Below are 19,721 nucleotides of genomic sequence, written 5' to 3'. Positions count from 1 at the left end.
GTCGGTGCCGCACAGCATCGGGCGCCGAACCACCGGCGCTTGTCTCTCCCATCAGAAAGAAAGGTCCCCCCACATGACCAGTCTTCCCAGTCGACGTCGTCTGCTCGTCACAGGCGCGGGCGCCGCGCTCGGTCTAGGCGCGACCGCCGCATCCCCCGCTGCGGCATCCGCCGACTCCCGCAGGACAGAAAGCGTCGAGGAAACCCGTACCCTCGACGAGCTCTACCAGGCCGCCCTCGCGGAAGGCGGAAAGCTCGTGATCTACGCGGGCGGTGACGTCTCGACGCAGGCGGACGGCCTCCGCAGCGGCTTCAGGAGCCGCTTCCCCGGAATCGATCTGACGGTGGTCGTCGACTACAGCAAGCACCACGACGCCCGCGTGGACAACCAGCTCGCCACCGACAGCCTGGTGCCCGATGTCGTACAGCTGCAGACCGTCCAGGACTTCGTGCGCTGGAAGGAGCAGGGGCGTCTGCTCTCCTACAAGCCGGCCGGATTCTCCCAGGTCTACGCGCCCTTCAAGGACCCGCACGGTGCCTGGGTCGCCGTGCAGGTGAGCGCCTTCAGCTTCATGTACGGCCCGGCGGCGGTCGGTTCGGACGTGCCCGCGAGCCCGCTCGACTTCGCCGACGCCAAGTGGAAGGGGAAGATAGCCTCCTCCTACCCGCACGACGACGACGCGGTCCTCTATCTCTACACGCTCTATGTGCGGAAGTACGGCTGGGACTGGCTGGCGCGGATGGCCGGCCAGGACCTTCAGTTCGCCCGCGGCAGCTACACCCCCAGGGACGCCGTCGCCAGTGGACAGAAGGCCATCGGCATCGGCAGCTCCGGCGCACCGCTGGCCTCCGGGTCCGTCAAGTGGGTGCTCCCCGACAAGGCGACGCCGTTCATGTCCTGGGGACAGCGGGCCGCCATCCTGAAGCAGGCCAAGAACCCCACCGCGGCCAAGCTCTACCTCAACTGGCGCCTGTCGGCCGGAGAGCAGCAGGCCGCCACCAACGGCTGGTCGGTCCGCACGGATGTCACTCCACCGACAGGCCTCAAGCCCGTCTGGCAGTACCCGAACGGAAACCTCGACGGATTTCCGCGCTTCATGGCCGACCGCGCCGCCATCGAGCGCTGGAAGCAGACCTTCGCGCTCTACTTCGGTGAGGTAAAGGGAGACCCGTCGCCCGGCTGGCTCGGCCTGCACCCGGGAGCCTGACCCCGACCGCGGTCACAAGCGGGCAGGCCGTCCATTCATTTCACGGGCGGCCTGCCCGCGCCGAGCGGCCCTGCTCCCGGCTGACAGGCCGACAAGGCGACAAGGCGACAAGGCGAAGGTCTGCCCTCTGAGGGGACACTGCGGGATAGGCGCTGCCACGGCGTGATCACCGTCGAAGAGCTGCGCTGGGACAGCACACAGCTGACCGTGAGCCTGCGGTCACGCCCCGATCGGACGGTGAAGCTCATTCACCGGGCGCCGAACCTGCGCGAGAGCCTGCTGCTACCCGCGGACAAGGTCCACATGAACGATACCGAGGTCGGCCGGGGTCGCGCCGTACGGCTACGGGATCCGGGAGAGAGCCGGCGCATGCGCAGCAAGCCGCTCGACCACAGGGCGGAGCCACTGCGCACATGCACCGCGACGCTGTCCGGGGGACCTGTGCGATGTAACTCCCCAGCTGGAGGCGGCAGTTGACGGCTGACGGTCCCACGGGGCCGGGCAGGATCGTTCGCACCGCAGCCGGTCAAGAAGCGCCGGCGGCGTCTGAGGAGCGGACGAGATGGTCCTGTCGCTGTCGGCGAAAGGACTCCCCCATCCGCGGTGGCAGCGCTTGATGCGAAGCCTGGGCGGGCCGGGCATCCCGACGCGCCCAGTGGAGCGAGAAGTACGAGAAATATTCGAGGAGGGCAGGCCGGGGATGTCCGCGGAATTCATCGACGGTGGTGATGCCGGGTGGCTCCTCACGTCGCCCGGATCGCGTCCGCCGGGGCCGTGCGCAGGGCCTGGCGGGTGGGGAGTTCGATCGTGAGGAAGGCCGTCGTCACGATCGTCGCCGCGACGGCGGGGAGCAGCCAGACCGGGCCTGCCGGCCAGGGGCGGTCGAGGAAGCCCTGGCCGAGGAGGGCGAGGGGCAGGGCGGAGAGGAGCAGGCCGGAGACGAGCGCCGCCGCGGCGATCACGGCCGCCTCGCGGCGCATCATCGCCCGGATCTGCCGCGGCGTCGTACCGACCAGCCGCAGCGCGGCGATCTCCGTACGGCGCTGGGCCGTTGCCGCGACCAGCTTGTTGGCGATGCTCAGGAGAAGGTAGCCGAGGAGTACGACGATCGTCGCGAGGTTGATCCACACCTCCGGTGGGGTGTCCTGCTTGCCTCCGGAGGCCGTTCCGGACGTGTCCTCCAGGGCCAGGCCCGGGCGGGACGCCGTCAGATCGGCCAGTGCGCGTGCCGCCGTCGCCGTGCCGTCCGTGCGCACGAGGAGGCTCTGGGTGAGGCCGGAGGTGGTGTGGCCGGCCATGAGGTCACCGGAGACGATCAATGAGCCGAAGCCGAGGCCCCGGTCGTACACCGCCGACACCCGCGCCTCGGTCCGTGTGCCGTCGCCGAGGACCAGCCGGATCCGCCGACCGAGTCCGGCGTCCCGCGAACCGGCTACCTCGCTGCTCACGGCGACCGTGGCGCCGGTCAGGTCGGCCAGCCCGCCCTCCCGCACGCCGGGGTCGAGGACCCCGGCCGCGTCCGGTGTGGCGATCAGCGCCGGTACCGACTCCACATCGGGTTCGCCGAACATCTCGTACGGCCAGACGACGGTCGTCGAGCCGACGGGTGCGGCGGACCGCACGCCGGGCAGCTTCCGTACGGCGTCCCGTGTCCCGGCCGGCAGGCCGCCGAGGGCCGGTGCGCTCAGCCGGTACTGGGCAAGCGTGCCGGTGCGGGTGTCCTGCGCGGTCGCCGCGAGGACGGTGGTCGGCGCGAGGGTGTAGGTCAAGACGAACACGACCGCCATCGCCAGCGGGCTGACCACTGCGGCGACCCGCAGCGGGTACGCCCGTACGTTGGCGAGGGCGAGCCAGGTCGGCGCGGGCGTCCCGGGCCGCAACCGACGTACGGCGGCCGCCGCGGCCGTGCGGACCAGGGCCGGGCCGCACAGGGCCAGGCCGATCGCGGCGAGGATCCCGGCGATGGAGGTGGCCGACGCGCCGATCACCGTACGGGTCAGCAGCGGGGTGACGGACAGCGCGCACGCGGCGACGATCAGCAGAAAGCCGGTGAGGGTACGGCCCTTCGACGTCTTGCGCGGTTCGCTGCGGGACTCGGCCACGGCCTCCGTCGCGGGCATCCGGGAGGTGCGCCAGGCCGCGCCCCGGGCGGAGATCTGCACGGTCAGTGCGAGCAGGAGGAGGGTGGCGAGGGCGGGCAACGGGCTGACGGTCACCGGGAGTTCGGGGGGCAGGACGCTGCGGTCGGCGAGCATGTCGTGGAAGCGGCCCGCCAGGAGGTAGCCGAGGGCCACTCCGGGGGCCAGGGCCACGGCGGCCACCACGGAGGACTGCGCGGCGGCCAGCCGGCGGATCTGCCGCGGACTCGCCCCGACCGCCCGCATCAGCGCCAGGTCGCGGCGCTGCCCGGCGATCGATACACCCAGCGCGCCCGCCGTGACGAACCCGGTGATCAGCAGCACGATCCCGCCGAGCGAACCGGCGAGCAGGATCAGCAGCGAGCGGGCCGTGCCGACGCCCGGCGCCACGGTCTCGCCGATGTCCGCGCCGGTGCGGACGGTCAGCCCGGTACCGGCCACCCGTTCGCGCACCGCGTCGGCGATCCCCTCGTCGGTTCCGGGCGCGGTGCGCAGGCCGATCAGGTCGTAGCGGTGCGCGCCGTCGCGGCCCGCGAGGCGTACGGCTGTGGCGTCGGCGAAATACACGCCCGCGCCCGGTGCGTCGACCACCGCGGCGACGCGATAGCGCACAGCGGGACGGCCGCCCGCCACGACCTGGACGCGGTCCCCGGTGCGCAGACCGGTCGCGGCGGGGACGGCGATCTCGTCCGCCCCGGCCGGCGCGCGGCCGGTGACGCGCGGGCGGGCCAGCAGTCTGGTGGAGGACCAGCCGTGTCCGGCCGCAGCGGGGTCGTCGGCGGTCGGTACGACCCCTCCCCGGGCGTCGACCAGAGCGGCAGGGAAGCCGAGGTCGCCGACCACGGCCGTCACCCCGGGCAGGCCCGAGAGCCGGTCGATCAGCGACGACGGGATGCGGGCGCGCTCGGGGAGGGCGAGCGGCAGGTCGCCGTCCGGGTGGTACTCCTGGTCGGCCGCGACGACGATGTCCGCGCCGCCGAGCCGGCCCGGCGGCAGCTGCGAGCGCAGCCCGGACTCGGCCAGCACACCGGTGCCGGTGATCAGGGCGGCCCCGCCGAGTATCGCGCACACCACGGCGAGCAGCGCGGTGATCCGGTGCGCGGCCATCCGCAGGGCGATCGGGAAGAGGGGGAGGTGGGAAGGGGTGCGGAAGTGCTCGGACATGGGTCAGCCCTCTCCCAACGCGACGAGCCGCTCGGCCAGTTGGGGCGCGGTGGGGTGGTCGAGGGCCTCGACGACCCGGCCGTCGGCCATCACCAGCGCCTTGTGGGCGCGGGCCGCGGCGGCCGGGTCGTGGGTCACCATCACGACCGTCTGGCCCAGTTCGTCGACCAGGGCGCGCAGCAGCTCCAGCACCTCGTGCGCGCTGCGCAGATCCAGCGCTCCGGTCGGCTCGTCGGCGAACACGACGGCCGGACGGGCCGCCAACGCCCGTACCACAGCAGCGCGTTGCTGCTGTCCGCCGGAGAGTTCGGCGGGGCGTCGGCCGAGTCGGCCGGCCAGGCCGACGCGCTCCACCAGCGCCGCGATCCACTCTCGGTCCGGGGCTCGGCCGGCGAGCCGCAGCGGCAACGTGATGTTGTCCTCGACAGTGAGGGACGGGATCAGGTTGTAGGCCTGGAACACGAACCCGACGCGCTCGCGCCGCAGTTCGGTACGGCGGGTCTCGTTCAGGCCGGCGATCTCGTGGCCGTCGATGCGGACGCTGCCCGAGGTCGGCGAGTCCAGCCCGGCCGCGCAGTGCATCAGCGTGCTCTTGCCGGAGCCCGAGGGGCCCATCACGGCGAGGAAGGTGCCGGGCCGGACAGTCAGAGACACCTCGTCGAGGGCCTTCACATCGCCCGGGTAGGTCTTGGTGAGGCGCTCCAGCGCGATGGCGGGGGCGGGCGCGGTGGCCCGTACGACGGTCGTCGCGAGGTTCACCGGCGGCCGCCCTTCAGACGGCGTACGACGAGGGCGGTGGCCGCGAGTGCGGTGACCGAGCCGCTGGCGAGGTTCACGGCGACACCGACGGCGGCGTAGGAGGCGACCATGTTGGCGACCGCGCTGATCACCAGGATCAGCCAGAGGAGGACGCGGGTGACCTCGCCGCGGGTGACGGCCGGGGCGGGGGCGTCTTGGTGCGCGTCGCGGTGCGCGTCGTGGACGCTCAGTCGGTAGGGGTCGGGGGTCGCCATCGCGGGCTCCTTCGGCGGGGACTGGGCTGCTGTCTCGGCCGGCGTCCCGGCTGACGTCTCCGACGCTACGGACCGCGACCCCCCTCGGCCGATCCCGCCAACCGCCCGATCGGTAGTACAGCCTGCTGTACTACACGGCGAAGAGGGCCTGCCCTGAGGCCATTGGAGGACATCAGGAGCGGAGCGAGCATGACGACAACCGACCCCACCGGCACCGTGAACCCCACGGACACCGCCCCCACCGCCGAGCGTCCGCGGGAGATCGCCGTCCAGGCCCCACGGGCCTCCGGTGCCGCGCTCGGACAGCTCGTCGGTGGGCTCGGGACGGGGGCGATGGAGCTGGACGTGCTGGTGCTGGCGGCCGTCGCCGCAGTGACCGCGCCGACTGGGGCGGGCCTGCTTGGGAGCTCCGCCTGCACCACTAGACCCACGGCGCGGTCGACGTGACCAAGCACCCCCGCTACGGCGGCCGCCGGCACGCGACCGCGCAGGCCTGGCTGGACGCGCAGGTGTGAGAGGAGTGCGCGTTGGAGCAAGTTCGCAGCCTTCTTCGGCGACCGCCACGAGTACTTCAGCAGCCACACCTGGCAGAAGCTGGGCAGCCGACACCGGGCCCTGGGCGATACACGGGCCGTCGTCAGGCGGTTTCTCGCCGGTGAGGGCGGGCTCCGCCCACTGGCCGTGTTGATCACTCCGGGCCAGTGGGCCGCCCCGCAGTTCATCCCGGTCATGGAACGAACGCATCCGCGTCGGCCCGCTGGGCAGCGGGCGCAGGAACGAAGTTGAGCGAACGATCAACGCCCTCAAGAACTCCCGGGCCGTGCCGACGAGGTTCGACAAGCACGCCTACATCTTCCACGGCACCGTCACTCTCGCCTCAATCCGACTCCGGCTCCGCCGATGACCCGCCGGACACACCCCTAGGCATGGTCGAGTTGGTCGGCCAGGCCGGCCAGATCGTCGGCGTGCACGTCGAACCCGTCCGAGGAGGTGGGCGGGTCCCCGACGGGGCGAGCGATGTACGCGGTGCGCAGGCCGAGGCCCTGTGCTCCACGCAGGTCCCAGGCGTGGGCGGCGACCATCAGGAGCCGCTCCGGCGGTCGTCCGGAGACGGTGACGGCCAGCTGGTAGACCGCGGGGTCCGGCTTGTAGGTCCGGGCGTCTTCGGCGGACAGGGCCTGGTGCCAGCGCAGTCCGGCGTGGGCGTTGAGTCCCAGCAGCGCCGTCCGGCTCGCGTTGGAGAGTCCGATCAGCGGGAACCGTTCGGCGAGTCGGGCGAGCCCTGCCACGGTGTCAGGCCACGGCGGGAGCCTGCGACCTGCCAGGGCCAGCGCCGCTACGGCGGCCGGGTCGTCGACTCCGGCGGCATCGGCGACGAGCCGGGCGGCTTCCAGGTCGAGGACGTCGCTGGTGAGGTAGGGCCGGACGCCGTCGAGGATGCGACGCTGCTCGCGGTCGATGTGCTGCTGCCACAGCGACAAAAGCTGCTCGACCCCGGGATCGTCGATCGACGGGTCGAGTTCACGAATGCCGGCGCGGATGCCGGCGGGTTCGTCGACGAGCGTGCCGAGCACGTCGAACACGACGGCATCGATCTCCAGCTCTGACATGGGAGAGGTCTCCTGGGCGTAGGAGGGGCGTAGGAGGGGCTGTTAGCCGAACGCAGCGGGAAGCCACCCTGATTCCCGCACCGCACGGCTTGTGCAGCAACCGCATCAACGTCGCCCCACCACCGGCGCCCAAAAAGCCAGAACGCACGATCGGCGCACCCACCTCCGCGTAACCCACGGAGCGAGCGACCGGCAGCCAAGAGACGCGGCGTGGCTCCGTCCATGATCCGCCGACCAGGCCCTGGCCGCCGCGACCCGGCGCGGACAGCCGTCCGCGGTGGCGCGAAGTGCGGGGCGGCCCGCTCCTCAGAGCTCGCCTGTGGCACGAGTTCTTCGATCGACTCGCCAAGATATTGGCGCGACGCCGCAGGCTGCGGGGAGGGCCACAGCCGCGCGGGCCTGCCTGACCCTCACAGCTCAAGAACCCGCGCGGCCGTCGTGAGGGCACGGCCTGCCCGAGAGGCTGTCAGACCCGGTCAAGGGGGCGGTGCGGACCCCTGGGAAGTTCCCATTCGATTGTGTCGCCGGGGCGCACCATGCCGCCTTCCTTCACGATGCTCATGATTCCGGCTTTGCGCACGATGTTCCCCGCCTCATCGCGGCCGACGACCTGCTTCAGCAGCCCGTCCTGGAAGTTGTCGATCTGCAGGCAGGGATTGCGCAGCCCGGTGACTTCCAGGACCGCGGAGTCGCCGATGCGCAGCAATGTGCCGACCGGCAGACCGAGCAGATCGATGCCGCGCGTGGTGATGTTCTCGCCGAGGTCGCCGGGCGTCACCTTGAAGCCTTCTTCGCCGACCTCGGCGAAGAGCTCTTCGTGAATGAGGTGGACCTGGCGCAGGTTCGGTTGGGTGGGATCCTGCGCTACGCGCGAGCGGTGCTTGACCGTCACGCCAGCGTGCACGTCCCCCTCCACACCGAGCCCCGCAAGCAACCTGACGCTGTCCCGGCTCGGTTTGGTGAACGAGTACTCCCCGTTGCTGCTGACCGCCGTCACTCTCCCGCTCATACCTCGACCCCCTTCGTCGGTAACTATGATCCGTCACGAGCCTAGCCCTGGGAGCCTTTGGGGGCCTTTTGCGGCCACGACCTAACCCGATTCCGGAGGAACCCGCATGAGTGACGGAATCGCCTGGATCGGCGTACACAGCACGACAGGCAGTTCAGCCGCCCTGCCCGGCATGCTCGGAGGGATATCGCTCACCTGCGCCCGCGGCCTCGACGCGGACGAGTTCCTCATCGCGCTGGGCGCCGACCTCGACGAGCTCGCCGACCGTACCCCCTGCAAGGACCTCGTCGTGCCGGCGAGGCGACGAGGTGACCCGTCGCCTCACGTGAATCGCGCCATGTACGGGACGTGCGGCGACTGGGTCTACGTGCTGGAGGACTGGGGCATGGCAACGTGGGCCACCGGCTACCGAGCGGTGGAGTCGATGCGGCCCGCACCGGACGAGGAGATCGTCTGCGTGACGATGAACTCATGGAGCCCGCCGCAGAGGATCATCCATGCTGCGGGAGACGGGCGCGCCTGGCAGGCCGAGTTCGGGCAGGACACCGGGCAGGACTCGGCCCTGGACGCGGCGCTCCACGCGACCGGCGCGGTGTTCCCGTCCATCGGGGAGGTGGGTGAGGCCGCCGTGGTGGCGTACTACGAGGAGCACGCGCCCGGGCTGCCCGTAGCGGTGTTCACAGCCATCGGCAACTACTGCGGTCTGTCCATCGATCAGGAAGCCGTTCAGGCGGGTGATCTTCCCGCGGTCCTGATTCCCATGGTCTGACCGCCGGCAACGGCGCCGGCCCCGTGCCGTTCTCGGTGTGGGGCCAACGTCGTTGCGGGGCGGCTGCTACTGGGCGGTCAGCTTGCAGATGACGGGCTCACCGTTGCCGGGCGTCCCGTACAGGCAGGTGTTCGCCGCGCTCATGCGCGTGTCCAGCCAGTAAGCGTCCTTGTCCATGATGCGCATGTCGCGCATGAACGTCGCGAAGTGGTTGCCCATGGACTCCTGGTTGTGCATGCCGGAGATCGCGGAGCGGCCGCACACTTCCTTGAACGTCGGGTCGGTACCGTTCAGGCTGAACAGGTGCACCGCAGTGCCGTGCGTCTTGGCGTAGGTGCCGATGCACGCCGCGCCGGTGTCGCAGGACACTAAGCACCAAGTAAGGTTCCGGTAAAGCCGATTACGGCACCGGCTGCCTGACACGCGGCGGACCGTGCAGGACCCCGGGCATGGGCAGGCCATAAACACGAGACAGACCACAGCGCACGCGCACGGCGGGGATGCGGGCCCGGACGACGACGGAGTTGTCGATTCGTGCGCGTGGTCGGGCCTTGGTGGTCGGCCCTCTGGTCGGGGCGGGCGCTGGCCTGTTCGGGGCGTTCCACGGTGATTGTGGCCGGATTTCGTCACCGGTGGGTCACAGGTCGCAGTGCGGGAGAACTGCCGACTGCACGGTTCTGTCTGGTTCGACGGGGGCGGCAAGGAGCCGTGCCCCGGACAACTCGGAGTCGGGGGACAGCATGCAGTACATGAAGGCAATGCGCGGTTCGGCGGTGACGGCCGTCGTGGCTTCGGCGGCGCTGGCAGTGGCGGGATGTCAGCCCGGCGGGGGCGGTGCGGACACCGCAGACGGCGGCGTCACTCCGTCCGGGGCCGTCAGCTCAGCGACCTCCTCCTCCACGCCCGGCGCCCCGAAGCCCGCCGGCTCCGCCTCCGGTCCCTCCACGCCCTCCGGTCCCTCGACGCCCTCCTCCTCCCGGCTCACGCCCGCCGCCTCCGCACCTGCGTCGTCCGCACCCGCTCCGGGGGCCTCGGCAGCGTCCTGTTCCGCGGGCAGTGTGAAGGCGACCGCCCGTCAGGCCGCCGTGCGGCCGGACGGTACGGGTACCGGGGCGGCCGTCGTCGAGTTCACCAACGTGTCCGGACAGACGTGCGTCCTCACGGGGCACCCCACTGTGGCCGGCGCCGCGAACGGCTCTCCCGAGATGAACGTCCCGCTCACCGTGAAGCCAACCGGAACCGCGGCGTCAGTGAAGGTGGCCCCCGGCGGCAAGGCGTGGGTGAAGTTGACCTTCGTGCAGGTACAGGGAGAGGCCGACGGGTACTGCGTGTCCGGTTCGGCCCCCGTGGTGTATCCCACGATGGTCGTCCGGCTGCCGGGGTCCGGGGCGCACCAAGTGGCCCTGGACGACGGACAGTTCGCCGAGTGCGACGACACCGTCACCGTCACCTCCGTATCGGCAGCCATGCCTTCCTGACCGATTCGTCGGTGGAAGGGCGCCTCGGGCCACCTGCTTGCCACGGCGGAGGGAGACGCGGCCGTAGGCAGCCTGGACGTCCGCCATCGCCTTCTCGTACGTCTTACTCGGGGTGTCGATCGTCAGCTGAACGCCCTCCCCCTCACATGCTCCCCTCGAAGGGGCACCGCCGATCGTTGTCGTACGCCTTCGATCTACAACCCGTAGAAGGAAGCCTGAGCCGTGCCGGAGGAGGAGAGTGTTCTGCGCTCTCCGAATCCGGGGGAGGCGGGCGTGTACCGGTGGGCGAAGCGGCGCAGGTGGTAGGCCATCCGGTCGCGGAGAACGTCGGTGCCGGTGACGCGGCCTGCACCACTGCGAACGCCCACTCGTAGGCGCCGGCCTGCGCGTCGATCGTCAGCTGCACACCCGGCCCGGCCTCCGTCCTCGAGCCGGCTCCCCTTCCCGCTGTCGAAGGTGCTCAAGACCTAAGCGCCTGCGGCAGAAAGCGGTAGCAGCAGCAGCCACACGTATTGCGCGCGTCCCGCTCCGTCCAGAACCCTGTCGGGCCTGTCCGGAACACAGTCCGCCATTCGCGGTGATCGTATGAAGAACTGCCTGCCTGCCTGCACCGGCGAACCTGGCCTGGGGCTTAGCGCGCCGTGAGAATGGCAGCCAGCCATAGCGGACTTCCGTGACCGATCGAGGAGTTCAGGTGCATCTGCGCAAGCGTGCGATTGCCGCCGTGTTCGTGACCACCGCAGCCTTCACCGCCATCGCCCCGCAGGCCATGGCCGCCCCCATGCCCTGGGAGACCAGCAAGACCCCCGCAGCCGCCACTCACGACACCAGCTCCACAGCGACCAGCGAGAGCGGCACCGTCACCGTGCTGTGCGTCGGCGGCTGCTACCAGTAGGCGCCCTCGTCGGGGACATGAAGACCACAGGGTCCGGGGAGGCTCCGAATCCGCTCAGGCCGCTGGCGCGCGGTCAACGCACCTCATCTCGTGGCGCTGGTGCGGGCCGGCGCCCGTTTCGAACGCGGCCGTCTGGTCGAGTGCCCCGAGGAGGCCGCCGCGTGAACAGATCAACAGCGCCGATGATCGTTTCAATTCGAGGCCCAACTACGCGATCATGCGGGCCGCGCCCCGCGCGTCCAGTGGTGCTTCATCCCGACCTACGCTTCCTGGGCCACACGATCGAGGCCCACTTCGACCTCCTGCGGCAGTTCACCCTGGCCAACTCCCACCACCGCAGCCACCCGGCGCAAACTCGGGCACTGCACCGCTACCCACGCCGGCGCAACGCCAACGCCCGCCACCCCGACACTCGTCGCCCAACGCAAAGAACGTGGGGCATCCGCAGCGAAAAGGGCATCCGCTGGGGCCCGCAGCCTGAGACCACGCGGTGGCCTGTGACTCAAAAGCCCCGCAACACGCCGTCGTCGTCGACGGCATCGGTGAAATCCTCGAAGTCCATGTTCGCGCCCGAGAGGTTGTTCTCGATGCTCCACAACTCGGCCGCAACGACGCGGACACAACGCGGACGCTCTGACCGCAAGTCCACCACGAGGAGCGGCCGTTCAGTCGAGGCGACAGCTACGGAGTCCGCCAGAACCAGAAGTGGATGCTGGTACTCCGCGGGGATCAGGTCGAGGGTCTGGTCGGGTGTCAAGCCCTCGTACCTCCGGTCATCCACGAGTGCGACGTTGGCCAGGAAGCCGTCCTTGCTGGGCGAGAACAGCGCCTCCCGCAGTTCCTCCCAAGCACCGTCTGCCGAGAAGTCGGTGCGCACAACGAGGGCTTCGGAAGTGCCGGGGAGCTGATTCATGCGCGGACAGTACCGCCAACCCGGTGAACCGATCCGGCCACAGCACTGGCCAGCCTCCTCTCCGGCACAACCAGTCCGCCGCAGGCGGCAGCACTCGCGCCACCTCCATCGCCTACCGCGCCCGTAGGCCCGGCTGCGTGGTGTCAACCTTCTCGGTACGGGGCGTGACGAGGGCGGGGGCACCACATGGCGACGGTTGGATGCCGGGGCGGCGTGGGTGCGAGCACAGTGCCAGCCGCGGCGCCGTGCGCACCGCCGTCGCCGATCTTCTGCCCGAGCATGTCGCCGGCGACGTTGCCCCGGTGCCGGACCTGCTCGTCGCCCTCGGCATGCCCGGCAAGGTCGCAGGCTTCCTCCGCACCGGCGAGCGGGACGACGCCGAGCGGGCCGCAAGGCTGTCCTTGATCGGAGTGTTGCACGTGAGTGAGGCCGAGCACTCACGAAGAAATCGCATAAAAAGGTGTTAATCCACCATATGAAGTCACTCGAGTGTAGGCAGGGCTCCGTGAGAGCCGTGAGCCGACATCCTGAGGAGAGCTGCTGATGAGTGAGTCCGTACATGACGGGGGCGGAGGACTGCGGCAGGCCGCGGAGACAGTCAAACAGGAGACGTCAGCAACGACGGATCAAGCCAGGCAGGCTGCGGGCGAGGTGACGACTACGGCTGCCGAGCAGGCGAGAGCGGTCGCGGAAGAGGCGCGTCGGCAGACAGGCGCAGCGGTCCAGGATCTGCGCAGCCGGGCCATGGAAGAGGCCGAGGGACAGACCCGGCGGGCGGCCGGAGTGCTGCGGCAGTGGGCACAGGACCTGTCCGAACTCGCCGAGAAGGCGGACGGCGACTCGCCCGCGCGCAGCCTGGTGGCCCAAGTAGCCGACCGGGGACATCAGACGGCTGACTACGTGGACAAACAAGGTGTCGAAGGCATCACCGACGACCTGCAGAGGTTCGCCCGTCGGCGCCCTGGGCTTTTTCTGGGCGGAGCGCTGCTGGCCGGGCTGGCTGTCGGGCGTCTGGGCAAGGTCGCGGGCAAGGCCGCGCAGTCCAACGACGGCGGTCAGGCGCAGTCCACGGCCGCGGGGCCGTCCCCGTACTCGGTCGAGCCCGACACACCGGCCTCGCCGTCGGGTGCGGGCCAGTGGACACCCCCGCAGCCGGTATCCCCGCCGACCGTGCCCTCGCCCCCGCCGCCCTTGCCGCCCACCTCTGGCGATATGCCGGCGCCGCCGCATCCGGGGGTGTGAGGTGTCTTCCTCGATCCAACCGAACCGGGACGGCCGCTACGGTGAGGAGCGGTCCGTGGGTGAGCTGCTGTCCCTGGTGACCTCGGACGTCCAGACCCTCCTGCGCCAGGAGGTCGAACTGGCCAAGACGGAGATCCGACAGGAAGCGACCAAGGTGGGCAAGGCGGCCGGCATGTACGGCGGCGCGGGGTTCGCCGGCTACATGGTCCTGCTGTTCCTGTCACTGGCCGCCGTATTCGGCCTGGCCAATGTGATGGACGCCGGCTGGGCCGCGCTGATCGTCACCGCCGTATGGGCCGTGGTGGCAGCCGTGTTGTACTCGCGGGGACGTGCCCGGATGCGCACCGTGTCCCCCAAGCCGGAGCAGACCCTCGAAACGATGAAGGAGAACACCCAATGGGCACGTCACCCGACCAGCTGAGGGCGGACATCGACGTCACCCGCGACCGCTTGTCCGCTGATGTCAACCGTCTCGTCGACCGGGCCAGTCCCCGGCAGATGGTGCGTCGTCGTACCGGCAAGGCGCGCGGCACACTCACCGGGCTTCGGGAGCGGATCATGGGCTCCGCCTCCGAGACGGGGCACAGCATGGCCGGCAGCGCCCGGTCGGCGGCTGACTCCCTGCAGGAGGGCACCGGACAGGCAACCGACACCGCTCTCGGCGCCGCTCAACAGGCAGGTGAGGCTGTCAAGCAAGCGCCCGAGCAGGCCATGCGCCAAACGCAGGGCCATCCCTTTGCCGCCGGCTTGATCGCTTTCGGCACCGGCGTGCTGGCCTCGTCCCTCCTTCCGGCGTCCCAGACCGAGCAGCAGGCCGCCTCGGACATGATGCAACAGGGCCAGGAAGCCCTCGAGCCGGTGAAACAGGCGGCACTCGAATCCGCGCAGAACCTCAAGGAAGGCGCCCAGGAGGCAGCACGCAGCGCGGCGCAGGAAGTGAAGGACACCGCCGACGAGGCCGTCCGTACCACTCAGGACACCGCCCGCGATCAGGCTGACACCATGGCCGACCAGGCCCGCGGTAGCGCGTCCCATGTCGCCGACCAAAGTCGACAACAGTGAGCCGCTCCGCCCGATCAGGACCAGCGCTCCCTCCGGCGCCTCTCACCAGTAATGACCACGCCCCGCTGACATTCGCACTGGCACGGGCGGTGGTGTGCTGGTGGTGGGAGCAGGAGAAGTTCTGGGCCCCGGCGCCAGTGCGCCGGGGCCTGCGTGTGCGTCGTGGCTCAGCGGACCGTGCGGCTCACCCGGTGTGGATCTCCAAGGCGGCACGCACGGCGGACTCCACGGCTCCCTCGATCCACGCCGGCTTGACGGACGTGTGGTCCCCGGCGAAGTGCAACGGCCCTTCGCGCACGGGGATAGCGGGCAGCAACTCCGTGTGCTGTCCGGGCAGGAGCACCGACGCCTCCCCATAGGCGTAGGGGTCGCGCAGCCAGCTCTGAGTGCGGCCCCCGCCGGTGTAGAAAACCTCGACGCGCTGGCCGTACACCTGCTGGAGGCCGCACAGAGCGTGTGGGTACCGTGCCTCGTCGTCCAGCGAGTCCCAGCGCAGCGCGTCGTCCGCCCAACTGTAGGAGGCCAGGACCACTCCCCCAGAGCTGCCCGGGACCGGATGGGAGGGGTGGAACATGAACCGGTTGGCGTTGTCCGACAACGAGCCGCCTCCCACGACGTCGACCGCCTCCGGCTGGTCGCGCGCGATCGCGCGGTTGGCGGCGTAGTGGGTGCGCTGCCCCGCTGTGATGTGCCCGGCGGGCACGGAGGGATGGGCGCCGAGCAGGCTGCCGTCCGTGGCGGCGCGGCCGGTGCGGTAGGCGTCGTACAGGCCTGGGTCGACGGCGTTCAGCTCGCGCTTCCAGTCGGCCTCGTCGAACTCCCACCAGCGGCGGCTGAACTCCAGCAGCACCTTGGTCGCGCTGTCGTAGTGCAGTTCGCAGACCGCGCGGCGCTTGCCGTACGACATGGGCGGGGCGATCTGTACGTGTCGCAGTCCGGAGAACGGCACCGTGACCACGGCGACGTCCGCGGTGAACTGCTCGCGTACGACGGGACCGTCGCGCCCCTCGGACACGGTGTCCACCCATACGTGCGGGCCCTTGATCCGGACGTTCTCGGTGTCCGGCGAAGGGCGGTCGGGGTGGTGGTACTCGATGCGCGTGACACGACGGTCGAACCGCACGTCCTTGCGCACGCGTTCCAGGAGGGCATCCGGCAGCACGGCCGTGCCGCCCTCCAACTCGTAGAAGGGCGTGTCGGGGCTGATGAGGGAGGAGCCGATGAAGCTGTGGATGAAGGACAGAGGAAGGCGTGAGGTGAGGTTCTCCAGGGTGCCGATCAGATCGATGGTCCGCTCGTCGAAGCCGGCGTGCTCGGTCAGGAAGCGGAACATCGACCAGTCACCGAACCGCTGCACCACGCGGGCCCAGCCCCGCACCCGCTCAGGGAGTGGCTTGTCGACCCGCTTGCCGTCGCCGTTGACGTAACTGAACTCGTCGCGCACCGGGTCCAGAGCGGTGCGCAGGATGGCGGCGGCAGGGGTGTCCCAGTGGGCCCGGGGTACGCCGAAGGACCGGTTGATGCGCCGGGGCGCGCGGGCGTAGTCGGCGCGCCGCATGCGGATCCCGTTCACGTGGATCCAGGTGCGGTTGGCGGGACGTCCCTCGTTGTCGACGTCCACATAGTGGAAACGCCGCTTCTTCAGACCGAACTGGTCGATCAGCTCCATCACCAGCGGATGGCTGCCAGGGATACGCATAGCCCCCGCTTCGGCGTACTGGAGCGGATCGGTGAAGGGCTGCTTCGCTTGTTCGTGGCCGCCGTTGCGGAAGGTCTTGATGCGTCCGCCCACGCGGTTGCCGTTGGCCTCCAGCACCGTCACATGGTGACCTGCCTTCTTCAGCAGCCAGGCACACACCAGCCCGGCCGGACCGGCTCCGATGACCAGAACGTCCTTCGGGCGGGTCCGCCGCTGAGCCGGCAGCCCCTGCTTGAGAACGCGCTGGTAGCGCGGGGCGAGAGGGCGGTTGTCGGAGTCCAGGACGAGCAGTGCGCGAGCGACGGCCAGGCACCGGTCGAAGTCGGCGCCCCGGCCGGCGGTCGGAGCGGTCGGCGCGGGCAGGGCCGCGGCGACACCGCCGGACAGGGCCGTCGCCACCGTGGCCGTGCCGGCCACCGCCGCGAAGCTCCGCCGGGAGAAACCGCCGCCTGAGTGCACCACCGCGTGATCTTCAGTCATGCGGCCTTTGTACCGGTGCCGTGACCAGACGATGGCCCTCCGCTCAGGCGTTGACTCGAAGGAGCGAAGACGGCGACAAACCCTGACGTCGAGCAGGTCCGTCGGCGTGGACGGCTCGGGAACCCCGAAGGGATGAATGCGGAGCAAACCCCGTCTACCGCTTCGACCGGTCCCCCACACTGCCACATGCGTATTCGCATCCGTGCTCTTCGGCGGGCATGCGGTCGTGTCAGGAAGGCGACGCGCCGCGCAGGCCTCGCGAGAGTGCCGGTTGGTGGAGGGGGAAGGGTGGCGCAGCGGCGCACTCCGTTCGGTGACAGAGCCCATTACTGGTTCGACAGCACGCTGGCCCGCGGTGCCCCCGCTCTCGTCGGCTGGATGGCGTTGTTGTGTCTGGCCATTGTCGTCCCGGCCAGTGCGGTGCTGGTGTGGACCGACCCTGACGCACCGGCGCCCCTGGCGGACCGGCTGGCGCAGGTATGGCGCCTCACCGGGGAGACACTGCGGCTGGGCGGTGCCACGGGGGCGCCGGTGCGCGTGGTGATGTCGGTGCTGCTCGCACTGGTCGCTCTGCTGTACGTCTCGACGCTCGTCGGCCTCATCACGACGGCGCTCACCGAGCGGCTCACTCAGTTGCGACGAGGCCGTTCCACCGTGCTCGAACAAGGGCACGCCGTGGTCCTGGGGTGGTCGGAACAGGTCTTCACCGTGGTGAGCGAGCTGGTGGCCGCCAACGCCAACCAGCGACGCGCGGCGGTGGCCGTCCTGGCCGACCGGGACAAGACCGCCATGGAGGAGGCCCTGAGCACGAAGGCCGGTCCCGCCGGCGGTACGCGGCTGATCTGCCGCAGTGGTCCCACTACCGACCCGACCGTGCTCACCCTGACCAGCCCGGCCACGGCCGGTGTCGTGCTGGTCCTGCCCCAAGACGAGCCGGACGCCGACGCTGAGGTGGTCAAGACGCTGCTGGCGCTCCGGGCAGCCCTGACCGGGGAGGGGACTCATCCGCCTGTCGTCGCCGCCGTCCGGGACGACCGCTACCGCCTGGCCGCCTGTCTCGCCGCCGGACCGGGCGGCATCGTCCTGGAGAGCGACACCGTCACGGCCCGGCTCATCGTCCAGGCTTCCCGTCGGCGTGGGCTCTCCCTCGTCCACCAGGAACTGCTGGACTTCGCCGGCGATGAGTTCTACCTGGTCGCCGAGCCGACCTTGACAGGCCGGCCGTTCGGCGACGCGCTGCTGTCCTATCAGACATCGAGCGTCGTCGGGATGATGCGAGAAGGCACCCCCCTGCTCAACCCGCCACCGCAGACGCCCCTGGCCCCGGACGACGTGCTCATCGTCATCTCCCGTGACGACGACACGGCCTGGCCGCACGACTGCGCGGAGTTGGTCGAGAAGGCGGCGATGGCATCCGGCCCTCCGACGCCCGCGCGACCGGAGCGAGTTCTCCTGCTGGGCTGGAATCGCCGGGCGCCGCTCATCGTCGACCAGTTGCGCCGCCGCGCCCGGCCTGGATCAGTCCTCGACGTGGTGGCGGACGATCGCGAAGTGACTGTACGGCAGGTGAGCGAGGCCGACACGCACAGCGGTAGCGACCTGACCCTGACGCTGCACCACGCGGACATCACCCGTCCCGAAACCCTGAAACGTCTGGACGTGCATTCCTACGACAGCGTGATCCTGCTCGGCCAGGACCCCGCTCCCGGACAGCCACAGGACGACCCCGACAACCGCACGCTCGTCACCCTGCTGCTGCTGCGCCAACTGGAGGAAGCCACCGGGCGCGAACTGCCGGTGGTCACCGAAATGATCGACGACCGCAACAGGGCGCTGGCCCCCATCAGCCCCGGAGCCGACGTGATCATCAGTGGCAAGCTCATCGGTCTGCTCATGGCACAGATCTCCCAGAACCGGCATCTGGCAGCGGTGTTCGAGGAACTGTTCTCCGCCGACGGCACCGGGGTTCACCTGCGGCCTGCCACCGACTACGTGCTGCCAGGGCGTGAGACCTCCTTCGCCACGGTCGTGGCTGCTGCACGCCATCGCGGCGAATGCGCCATCGGTTACCGAAGCCATGACGACTCGTCGACGGGTCCCGGCTACGGCGTGCGGATCAACCCGCCTAAAGCCGAGCGGCGCCGCTGGTCGGTCCAGGACGCGGTGGTCGTCGTCGGGAAGACATGATCCGGTGCCGGGAGTGGCAAACGGGTGTACGGCCGGGGGCCACCGCGGCTGGGGCGCTGTGGTGCGGAAGCGCTGGACGGTGACGCCGGAATCGGCCGGCACACCGTGAGAGAGAAACCGCACGATGGAACAGTCTGAGCTGGAGAGCAAGATCCAGAAGCTGGAGACGGCTCTGGCCACGCAGGAGGCGACCCTGGCGGGGCGCAGGCCACACAGGCGGCGGCGCAGGCGGGGATGACGTCGCCGTTCACCGCGACGCAGACCGGGACGTGGGCGGTGATGGCCACCGGCAGTGTCGCGCTGCTGGTGAAGATCTTCCTCGGCATGGCCATCGCCAGGGACTGACGGCTGGCCGCCTACACCAAGGGCTCAGGGGTCGCCCGTCTGGCTTTGCGCCGCCTCCTGCCTCATCCGAGGGTGGGGCACGAGGTGGCGCTGCTGCGCTGCGGCGGTGGCGTGGTGCCGGTCGACGCCCACAGCGGGCGCTGCGGCTTGGCGCCCTGCGCCTCCAGTGCGCACCACGGGTCGGAGGAGAAGACCTCCTCGTATGCCTGGTAGGCCAGCTGACGCTGATGCCCCGTGCAATGGACGTGGTGATCGCAGCGAGGCCTTCCTGTGTCGCCGGGATCTTGATGAACAGGTCGGGCCGGTCGACCAGCCACCACAGGTGAGCCGCCTCCGCGGCGGTGGCGGCTGTGATGGTCCGCAGCGCCTCTCCAACGCTGACCTCGCGGATGGCCATCGCGTGCACCTGGTCGTCCTAGGTCCTGTCTGATAATGATCTTGTGGTGGGTCGTGGTGAGTTGACGGATGCGGCGTGGGAGCGGATAGCGCCGCTGTTGCCGGGTGTTGACG

The 19,721-nt window shown here is 70.2% G+C and carries 18 protein-coding genes and 4 pseudogenes; 12 read left to right on the top strand and 10 right to left on the bottom strand.

The window, feature by feature from the left end; translation table 11 throughout:
• Nucleotides 1–73: 73 nt before the first annotated feature.
• Nucleotides 74–1,207 carry an ABC transporter substrate-binding protein gene (locus tag ABZT02_RS34910; RefSeq protein WP_356024888.1) on the top strand — a complete coding sequence of 378 codons (1,134 nt, stop codon included), beginning with the start codon at nt 74–76 and terminating at the stop codon, nt 1,205–1,207.
• Between the two features lie 743 nt (nt 1,208–1,950).
• Here ABZT02_RS34910 and ABZT02_RS34905 read toward each other — a convergent pair.
• The 3 genes from ABZT02_RS34905 to ABZT02_RS34895 are packed head-to-tail and all read right to left on the bottom strand — an operon-like array spanning nt 1,951 to nt 5,522.
• Nucleotides 1,951–4,509: an FtsX-like permease family protein gene (locus tag ABZT02_RS34905; RefSeq protein WP_356024886.1), complete on the bottom strand. Its 2,559-nt coding sequence runs from the start codon at nt 4,507–4,509 to the stop codon at nt 1,951–1,953.
• Nucleotides 4,510–4,512: 3 nt separating this feature from the next.
• A complete protein-coding gene (locus tag ABZT02_RS34900; RefSeq protein WP_356024884.1) occupies nt 4,513–5,268 on the bottom strand; it encodes an ABC transporter ATP-binding protein in 756 nt (251 codons plus the stop codon).
• On the bottom strand, nt 5,265–5,522 hold the full coding sequence (locus ABZT02_RS34895; protein WP_356024881.1) for a hypothetical protein: 258 nt from the start codon (nt 5,520–5,522) through the stop codon (nt 5,265–5,267). Before ABZT02_RS34895 ends, ABZT02_RS34900 begins: the two co-directional genes overlap by 4 nt.
• A gap of 189 nt (nt 5,523–5,711) precedes the next feature.
• On the opposite strand from ABZT02_RS34895, the gene ABZT02_RS34890 reads away from it, so the two are divergent.
• Together ABZT02_RS34890 and ABZT02_RS34885 are read left to right on the top strand one after the other, a co-directional pair.
• Complete coding sequence (locus tag ABZT02_RS34890; RefSeq protein WP_356024879.1) at nt 5,712–5,969, top strand: hypothetical protein; 258 nt, start codon at nt 5,712–5,714, stop codon at nt 5,967–5,969.
• 201 nt (nt 5,970–6,170) lie between these two features.
• Nucleotides 6,171–6,426: pseudogene (locus ABZT02_RS34885) on the top strand (IS5/IS1182 family transposase); the annotation flags it as partial.
• A gap of 16 nt (nt 6,427–6,442) precedes the next feature.
• Here ABZT02_RS34885 and ABZT02_RS34880 read toward each other — a convergent pair.
• Complete coding sequence (locus ABZT02_RS34880) at nt 6,443–7,132, bottom strand: haloacid dehalogenase type II (protein ID WP_356024875.1); 690 nt, start codon at nt 7,130–7,132, stop codon at nt 6,443–6,445.
• A 466-nt stretch (nt 7,133–7,598) separates the two neighbouring features.
• Nucleotides 7,599–8,141 (bottom strand): MOSC domain-containing protein, encoded by a 543-nt coding sequence (locus ABZT02_RS34875; RefSeq protein WP_356024873.1) that lies wholly within the window; start codon nt 8,139–8,141, stop codon nt 7,599–7,601.
• Nucleotides 8,142–8,247: 106 nt separating this feature from the next.
• On the opposite strand from ABZT02_RS34875, the gene ABZT02_RS34870 reads away from it, so the two are divergent.
• The gene (locus tag ABZT02_RS34870) at nt 8,248–8,910 is read left to right on the top strand and encodes a hypothetical protein (RefSeq protein WP_356024870.1); all 663 of its coding nucleotides are present in this window, start codon (nt 8,248–8,250) and stop codon (nt 8,908–8,910) included.
• A gap of 66 nt (nt 8,911–8,976) precedes the next feature.
• Here the strand turns inward: ABZT02_RS34870 and ABZT02_RS34865 are convergent, their stop codons facing one another.
• Both ABZT02_RS34865 and ABZT02_RS34860 read right to left on the bottom strand, forming a co-directional pair.
• The gene (locus ABZT02_RS34865) at nt 8,977–9,279 is read right to left on the bottom strand and encodes a hypothetical protein (protein WP_356024867.1); all 303 of its coding nucleotides are present in this window, start codon (nt 9,277–9,279) and stop codon (nt 8,977–8,979) included.
• Nucleotides 9,280–9,727: 448 nt separating this feature from the next.
• On the bottom strand, nt 9,728–9,895 hold the full coding sequence (locus tag ABZT02_RS34860; RefSeq protein WP_356025168.1) for a hypothetical protein: 168 nt from the start codon (nt 9,893–9,895) through the stop codon (nt 9,728–9,730).
• Nucleotides 9,896–9,965: 70 nt separating this feature from the next.
• On the opposite strand from ABZT02_RS34860, the pseudogene ABZT02_RS34855 reads away from it, so the two are divergent.
• The 3 genes and pseudogenes from ABZT02_RS34855 to ABZT02_RS34845 all read left to right on the top strand — a co-directional run.
• A pseudogene (locus tag ABZT02_RS34855) lies at nt 9,966–10,388 on the top strand (DUF4232 domain-containing protein); the annotation flags it as partial.
• A gap of 694 nt (nt 10,389–11,082) precedes the next feature.
• Nucleotides 11,083–11,283 (top strand): hypothetical protein, encoded by a 201-nt coding sequence (locus ABZT02_RS34850; protein WP_356024865.1) that lies wholly within the window; start codon nt 11,083–11,085, stop codon nt 11,281–11,283.
• A gap of 234 nt (nt 11,284–11,517) precedes the next feature.
• Nucleotides 11,518–11,762: pseudogene (locus ABZT02_RS34845) on the top strand (IS630 family transposase); the annotation flags it as partial.
• A gap of 23 nt (nt 11,763–11,785) precedes the next feature.
• On the opposite strand, the gene ABZT02_RS34840 reads toward ABZT02_RS34845, so the two are convergent.
• Entirely contained in the window at nt 11,786–12,196 is a 411-nt protein-coding gene (locus tag ABZT02_RS34840; RefSeq protein ID WP_356024862.1) for a hypothetical protein, read from the bottom strand.
• Between the two features lie 245 nt (nt 12,197–12,441).
• Between ABZT02_RS34840 and ABZT02_RS34835 the strand changes: the two genes are divergently transcribed.
• From ABZT02_RS34835 to ABZT02_RS34820, 4 genes are all read left to right on the top strand, one after another.
• Nucleotides 12,442–12,663, top strand: a complete 222-nt coding sequence (locus tag ABZT02_RS34835) for a hypothetical protein (RefSeq protein ID WP_356024860.1) — start codon at nt 12,442–12,444, stop codon at nt 12,661–12,663.
• A gap of 76 nt (nt 12,664–12,739) precedes the next feature.
• Nucleotides 12,740–13,438 carry a hypothetical protein gene (locus tag ABZT02_RS34830; protein ID WP_356024857.1) on the top strand — a complete coding sequence of 233 codons (699 nt, stop codon included), beginning with the start codon at nt 12,740–12,742 and terminating at the stop codon, nt 13,436–13,438.
• 55 nt (nt 13,439–13,493) lie between these two features.
• Nucleotides 13,494–13,859, top strand: coding sequence for a phage holin family protein (locus ABZT02_RS34825; RefSeq protein WP_356024854.1), 366 nt, complete (start codon nt 13,494–13,496; stop codon nt 13,857–13,859).
• Nucleotides 13,835–14,500 carry a DUF3618 domain-containing protein gene (locus ABZT02_RS34820; RefSeq protein WP_356024852.1) on the top strand — a complete coding sequence of 222 codons (666 nt, stop codon included), beginning with the start codon at nt 13,835–13,837 and terminating at the stop codon, nt 14,498–14,500. The genes ABZT02_RS34825 and ABZT02_RS34820 overlap by 25 nt, the downstream gene beginning before the upstream one ends.
• A 184-nt stretch (nt 14,501–14,684) precedes the next feature.
• Here the strand turns inward: ABZT02_RS34820 and ABZT02_RS34815 are convergent, their stop codons facing one another.
• The gene (locus ABZT02_RS34815; RefSeq protein WP_356024849.1) at nt 14,685–16,679 is read right to left on the bottom strand and encodes an FAD-dependent oxidoreductase; all 1,995 of its coding nucleotides are present in this window, start codon (nt 16,677–16,679) and stop codon (nt 14,685–14,687) included.
• 288 nt (nt 16,680–16,967) lie between these two features.
• Here ABZT02_RS34815 and ABZT02_RS34810 point away from each other — a divergent pair, with 288 nt between their 5' ends.
• Complete coding sequence (locus ABZT02_RS34810) at nt 16,968–18,866, top strand: NAD-binding lipoprotein (protein ID WP_356024847.1); 1,899 nt, start codon at nt 16,968–16,970, stop codon at nt 18,864–18,866.
• Nucleotides 18,867–19,327: 461 nt separating this feature from the next.
• Here the strand turns inward: ABZT02_RS34810 and ABZT02_RS34805 are convergent.
• Nucleotides 19,328–19,650 (bottom strand): annotated as a pseudogene (locus tag ABZT02_RS34805) (transaldolase family protein); the annotation flags it as partial.
• Between the last annotated feature and the right edge of the window lie 71 nt (nt 19,651–19,721).

Origin of the sequence: Streptomyces sp. NPDC005402 (assembly GCF_040606575.1) — a bacterium.
Taxonomy (GTDB): domain Bacteria; phylum Actinomycetota; class Actinomycetes; order Streptomycetales; family Streptomycetaceae; genus Streptomyces.
Note: the sequence above shows the minus strand (reverse complement) of the source record. Positions and strands in the feature narration are given on the sequence as shown.